9 protein-coding genes are annotated in these 4456 nt (G+C 46.1%); 4 read left to right on the top strand and 5 right to left on the bottom strand.

Going from position 1 to position 4456, the window contains the following annotated elements; all coding sequences use genetic code 11:
• Window positions 1–100 precede the first annotated feature (100 nt).
• The 4 genes from QUB35_RS38395 (at window position 101) to QUB35_RS38410 (ending at window position 1412) form a co-directional block, all read left to right on the top strand.
• Window positions 101–409 carry an XRE family transcriptional regulator gene (locus tag QUB35_RS38395; protein ID WP_333148242.1) on the top strand — a complete coding sequence of 103 codons (309 nt, stop codon included), beginning with the start codon at window positions 101–103 and terminating at the stop codon, window positions 407–409.
• Between the two features lie 62 nt (window positions 410–471).
• Window positions 472–699, top strand: coding sequence for a type II toxin-antitoxin system VapB family antitoxin (gene vapB / locus QUB35_RS38400; RefSeq protein ID WP_333148244.1), 228 nt, complete (start codon window positions 472–474; stop codon window positions 697–699).
• A complete protein-coding gene (locus QUB35_RS38405; RefSeq protein ID WP_333148246.1) occupies window positions 696–1082 on the top strand; it encodes a type II toxin-antitoxin system VapC family toxin in 387 nt (128 codons plus the stop codon). Before vapB ends, QUB35_RS38405 begins: the two co-directional genes overlap by 4 nt.
• An 84-nt stretch (window positions 1083–1166) precedes the next feature.
• Complete coding sequence (locus QUB35_RS38410) at window positions 1167–1412, top strand: hypothetical protein (RefSeq protein WP_333148248.1); 246 nt, start codon at window positions 1167–1169, stop codon at window positions 1410–1412.
• An 18-nt stretch (window positions 1413–1430) separates the two neighbouring features.
• On the opposite strand, the gene QUB35_RS38415 is transcribed toward QUB35_RS38410, so the two are convergent.
• The 5 genes from QUB35_RS38415 to QUB35_RS38435 form a co-directional block, all read right to left on the bottom strand.
• On the bottom strand, window positions 1431–1820 hold the full coding sequence (locus QUB35_RS38415; protein ID WP_333148250.1) for a hypothetical protein: 390 nt from the start codon (window positions 1818–1820) through the stop codon (window positions 1431–1433).
• 4 nt (window positions 1821–1824) lie between these two features.
• A complete protein-coding gene (locus tag QUB35_RS38420) occupies window positions 1825–2169 on the bottom strand; it encodes a hypothetical protein (protein WP_333148252.1) in 345 nt (114 codons plus the stop codon).
• A 170-nt stretch (window positions 2170–2339) separates the two neighbouring features.
• The gene (cbiE, locus tag QUB35_RS38425; RefSeq protein WP_333148253.1) at window positions 2340–3548 is read right to left on the bottom strand and encodes a precorrin-6y C5,15-methyltransferase (decarboxylating) subunit CbiE; all 1209 of its coding nucleotides are present in this window, start codon (window positions 3546–3548) and stop codon (window positions 2340–2342) included.
• Window positions 3549–3568: 20 nt separating this feature from the next.
• Window positions 3569–4066, bottom strand: a complete 498-nt coding sequence (locus QUB35_RS38430; protein ID WP_333148255.1) for a GNAT family N-acetyltransferase — start codon at window positions 4064–4066, stop codon at window positions 3569–3571.
• 285 nt (window positions 4067–4351) lie between these two features.
• Window positions 4352–4456: photosystem II protein D1 (locus QUB35_RS38435; RefSeq protein ID WP_333050036.1), on the bottom strand; the 105-nt coding region annotated here is incomplete at its 5' end.

Consider the following 4456-nt stretch of genomic DNA (forward strand, 5'->3'; position numbering starts at 1 on the left):
GAGTTTCGGTTAAAATTCCAGGGATTTTTTGTCTCTGTTCGGGGAGCGTCCCTGTTCCAAAACTGTCCGAAGTATTGTTAAATTCAAGAGAACCAGAACCATGAGTGAAAATACTATTACCCAAGCAACCGATAATATCTTTCTCGACCTGGGATTTTCAGCAGAAGAAGCTGATAACTTACTAATCAGATCGCAACTCATGCTCGCCCTGCTTCATCAGATTAAACATCACCGTTGGACGATCGACCAAACTGCTCAACATCTCAAACAGTCAAACGACCAAATCAAAGCTCTAACTCAAGGTAAAATTGGGGAATTCTCGGTTGATACTCTGATCGCAATGCTAAACCAAGTAGGCATGACTGTCAAAATCGAAATTTGCCCGCCCGGTAGCTTAGAGCGAGATTAGAGACATCGGTAAGTTTTGCTTTGCGCTTGTTATCATGAGCTTATCCAGCAAGAGGTTATCTAATGCTAGAAACCACCATCCTAGAAACCCTGGTCAAGTTGCCAGATTCCCTGAAACAGGAAGTTTTGCACTATGTAGAATTCTTGGCCGCCAAATATGCAAATAATGAGGTTGCCGTAAATCCTCCTCAAAAGAAACGTCAAGCCGGGATGATGAAAGGCACGTTTGTCTTACCGCTTGCTGATGATTTTGATGCACCATTAGAGGATTTCCAGGAGTATATGGAATGAGTGCATTGCTCCTCGATACTCACACTTTTATTTGGTTTTCAGAAAATGCTCCTAACCTATCAGTTACCTTGAAGGAGCAGATTGAAGCCGCCGATATAGTCTATTTGAGTATTGCCAGTCTTTGGGAAATTGCCATCAAAATCAGCATTGGTAAATTGATACTGCAAGCAGACTATGCAGACATCGAAGCTCAGTTACCTGCTGCTGGCATCTTATTACTGCCAATTTCCTTTGCGGATACTGTACTGGTTCGCAATCTACCATTCCACCATCGCGATCCATTCGATCGCATTTTAATTGCCCAATCCATTAATCATGCTTTAGTTTTAGTCAGCCGTGATGAAGTGTTTGATGCTTATGCTGTTCAAAGACTATGGGAATAAACTAGATTATTATCGCCAATGGCATTGACCCGATCGATCGTAAAAGAGTAAAATAAATTCTAGAGTTAGGCTCAAAAATTTTCCATGCCTCCCGAAGAAATCCTCCTACAATACTGGCGCGAACTTGCCCCCGCCGATCGCGCAAAAGTCCTTCACTTTACCCAAGCTCTAGCGCTCAAATTTTCACCTGAATTTACCCCCAAAACACAACTCGGTCAAACCTTGTGGAAACTTCGCCAACGGGCGATCGCCAACGGTATGAAACTTCTCAATGAAGTGGAGTTAGAGCAAGAAATTGCCGATCGTCGAGGTGGCTACGGTGTCTGGTAAACTAACTTATCTGGAGCTCTATTCCATTTGCAAATACTCCAAAACCAGCAACCGCAAATAGTCTAGCATTCGGATATAAGACCGCATTTGAAGATAGCCCGATCGCGTCTCATTATAAAACTGAGCGATCGCAGAACGATCGAACACCCGAAGCTGATGTAACTCTGCGATCGCTTGCTCGCGATTCTCAACCTCTGCGCGCTCCTCAATCTGACTAGCATAACCGCGAATACTTACTGTTACTAACTCAAGCTCCTCCAGAAACGAAAAATCTTCCTCAGAACCAAGATACCTCTGAGATATCTCTTTGCGCTCTGATTTAGTGTTTTGATAGTCAACTGTCAACTGTGCCAAAAGTTGCACAATAATATCCTGCCCAAGCGCTAATTTGTTCTGAACTTGTGCCATATCGCTATTCCTCATTAATGCCATAAGTCACGATTTTCTCAACACCATACTGGTCAGGTCGCACAATTAAAAACTCATAGCCCTTTCGGTAAACAGCGGCTCCATCCTGCCGATATCCCGTGCGAGGAACTCTTACAGCACCTCTGGTGTGGAAGTTGTGTGCTTTACGCAAATATTTGAGTGGATCAAATCCTTTTCTTTGTGAATGGTCTAACACACTTTGGGCCACAGTTCGATAAGTTCCTCTATCCCATTCAGACAGATATTGCTGTAGTTCGATAACTTCAGTGTTGGAATAGTCTTCAAACAGTCGATCTAAATAAGGATCTACAGATGATTCGTCTGGCATTATCACTCTCATTCCAGAGAATATTATTGATTATAGCTTTATTGGAAAAAGATCGATCGCCTTTTATATCAAATCCACTCTTCATCGGAATGATTCATCTCTCTCATCTCTTCCTCTGTGTTCTCTGCGTACTCTGTGGTTAAATCATTCCGCTCCAATCAGAATTGGTATTACCCCTTAACAACCGCCCACTGAGTCACCGGTGCAAGCGGCTTCCAACCCTGAAAAGAGCCGATCGCCCCTACTCGCTGAATCCCAATTCTAATTAGTTCCCCACCATAACGATCGTGCCATTGCAAAACTTTAAACTCGCTCTCAACAGTCACCGCATTAACAACTAATCGGCCGCCTTCACCTAAAGCATTCCAACAAGTTTCCAGCACAGATTCTGCGGTGACACCGCCGCCGATGAAAATAGCATTCGGTTGAGGTAAATTTGTCAGGGCTTCTGGTGCTTCTCCCGCAACGATTTCGAGTTCGGGAACGCCGAAAGTAGAGGAATTTTCAGCGATGTATTGCAATCGAGTCGCATGGCGTTCGATCGCGATCGCCCTGCACCGAGGATGACTCCGCATCCATTCGATCGCGATCGAGCCGCAGCCCGCCCCCACATCCCAAAGCAACTCTCCGGGAATCGGTGCTAACGTTGACAGAGTAACGGCTCTAACCTCCCGCTTGGTAAGTTGTCCGTCGTGGCGATAAGCAGTATCCGCCAAACCGGAGGTACGAGGGAAAATCACAGTTGGTCGATCGGCTGCAACTGCGATCGCGATCGTGTTCAAATCAGCCAAATCCGCTGCCTTCCAGGCTGCTGCGACCCCCTCGATCCGCCGTTCCGATTCCGACCCCATCCGCTCGAACACGGTCATCAAACTGCTGCCAAACCCCCGCTGCGTCAACAATTCTGCAACCTTTCCCGGCGTGTGTCTGTCAGCGCTCAACACCAGCAAGCGCGCCCCCGGATACAAAGCAAGGGCGATCGATGCGATCGGGCGATTTGTCAAACTGAAAGTCTCAACTTGGGCGATCGGCCAACCCAAACGGGCGCAAGCAAGACTAAAAGCCGATACCGCCGGAATCACAGTCATTTCCGAAATGGGAATTTGGCGCGACAGCGTGACGCCGATGCCGTGACACATCGGATCGCCGCTTGCTAGCACGCACACAGATTGTCCCCGGCGGCGGAGAATCTCGTCAACTGTTGTCTGCAAAGGCGATGCCCAAACCAATTTTTCGCGGGTGTCGTCGGTTGGTAGCATTGCTAGGTGACGGGCGCCACCAACAACGATTTGAGATTGAGAGAGAAGGGTAGAGGCGATCGGGCCGAGTCCCGAAAGTCCATCTTCGCCAATCCCCACCACCGAAAGCCATTTGTGCATTGCGGTCTTACTGCTAATTACTACTTATCGATTCTAAAGAATAATATCGGATTTCCATTGATAATTCTTTCTTCTACTTGTTTCATTCCGAGTCTTTCTGCGACTTTTTGCGACTCAATGTTTGGGCGATCGCAACTTGCGACAAGATAGTTAAAGCCAAGTTCCTCAAAACCATAATCCAATATTTTGGTTGATGCTTCAGTAGCGTAACCTTGTTTAAGTGCTTTCGGCAGCAGTGCGTAAACTAACTGCGGCTGTGCTTCTTCAAAAAAATACCACAAACCCACAAATCCAATAGTTTCTCGATCGCTCTTAGTTTCGATAAACCACAAACCGAATTGCTTTTGGGCAAACAGCTTTTTGTTTTCCGCAAGCATTTCTTCAACCTTTTGTAGCGACCAGATTTCGCCGTCGCACAGATATCTCCTCACATAGGAATCAGTGAAAATTCTATGAAGCGTGTTGAGGTCGCTCTCCACAATCGGTTTCAAAACCAATCTCTCTGTTTCAAATATCATGGGGATTATTTATGTTGGATTAAAGGGCGATCGCACCTATCAATATTAGTCCAGGACGCACGGGTGGTCAAAAACCGGGTTTTTTATGAAAAGATGGGTTGCAGCCCGTAGATTCGGTAAAAAAGCCGGTTTCTTTGATAGGAGTGCGATCGCGAACTGTTGATTTTTGTAGTTGCGGTGTCTTCGCCGGCGGGCCCATATATCCATGACTGTCTGAAAAATATTTTCCCCAAACAAAAAGCGCCCCTATTTCTAGGAGCGCTTTTTGTAATCTCAGACTAAAACTTAGCCATTGATAGAAGGAGCTACCATTGCTACTGGAGTGACTTCACTAGCAGCCAAGTCAAGTGGGAAGTTGTGAGCATTGCGCTCGTGCATTACTTCCATACC

Source organism: Microcoleus sp. B13-B6 (assembly GCF_036705405.1).
In the GTDB taxonomy this organism is placed as follows: domain Bacteria; phylum Cyanobacteriota; class Cyanobacteriia; order Cyanobacteriales; family Microcoleaceae; genus Microcoleus.

What these genes read in the sequence shown, in the direction of transcription:
- QUB35_RS38415 (WP_333148250.1), bottom strand. Translation starts at nt 1,820, where the DNA reads ATGGCACAAGTTCAGAACAAATTAGCGCTTGGGCAGGATATTATTGTG.
- QUB35_RS38405 (WP_333148246.1), top strand. Translation starts at nt 696, where the DNA reads ATGAGTGCATTGCTCCTCGATACTCACACTTTTATTTGGTTTTCAGAA.
- QUB35_RS38410 (WP_333148248.1), top strand. Translation starts at nt 1,167, where the DNA reads ATGCCTCCCGAAGAAATCCTCCTACAATACTGGCGCGAACTTGCCCCC.
- QUB35_RS38420 (WP_333148252.1), bottom strand. Translation starts at nt 2,169, where the DNA reads ATGCCAGACGAATCATCTGTAGATCCTTATTTAGATCGACTGTTTGAA.
- vapB (WP_333148244.1), top strand. Translation starts at nt 472, where the DNA reads ATGCTAGAAACCACCATCCTAGAAACCCTGGTCAAGTTGCCAGATTCC.
- QUB35_RS38430 (WP_333148255.1), bottom strand. Translation starts at nt 4,066, where the DNA reads ATGATATTTGAAACAGAGAGATTGGTTTTGAAACCGATTGTGGAGAGC.
- QUB35_RS38395 (WP_333148242.1), top strand. Translation starts at nt 101, where the DNA reads ATGAGTGAAAATACTATTACCCAAGCAACCGATAATATCTTTCTCGAC.
- cbiE (WP_333148253.1), bottom strand. Translation starts at nt 3,548, where the DNA reads ATGCACAAATGGCTTTCGGTGGTGGGGATTGGCGAAGATGGACTTTCG.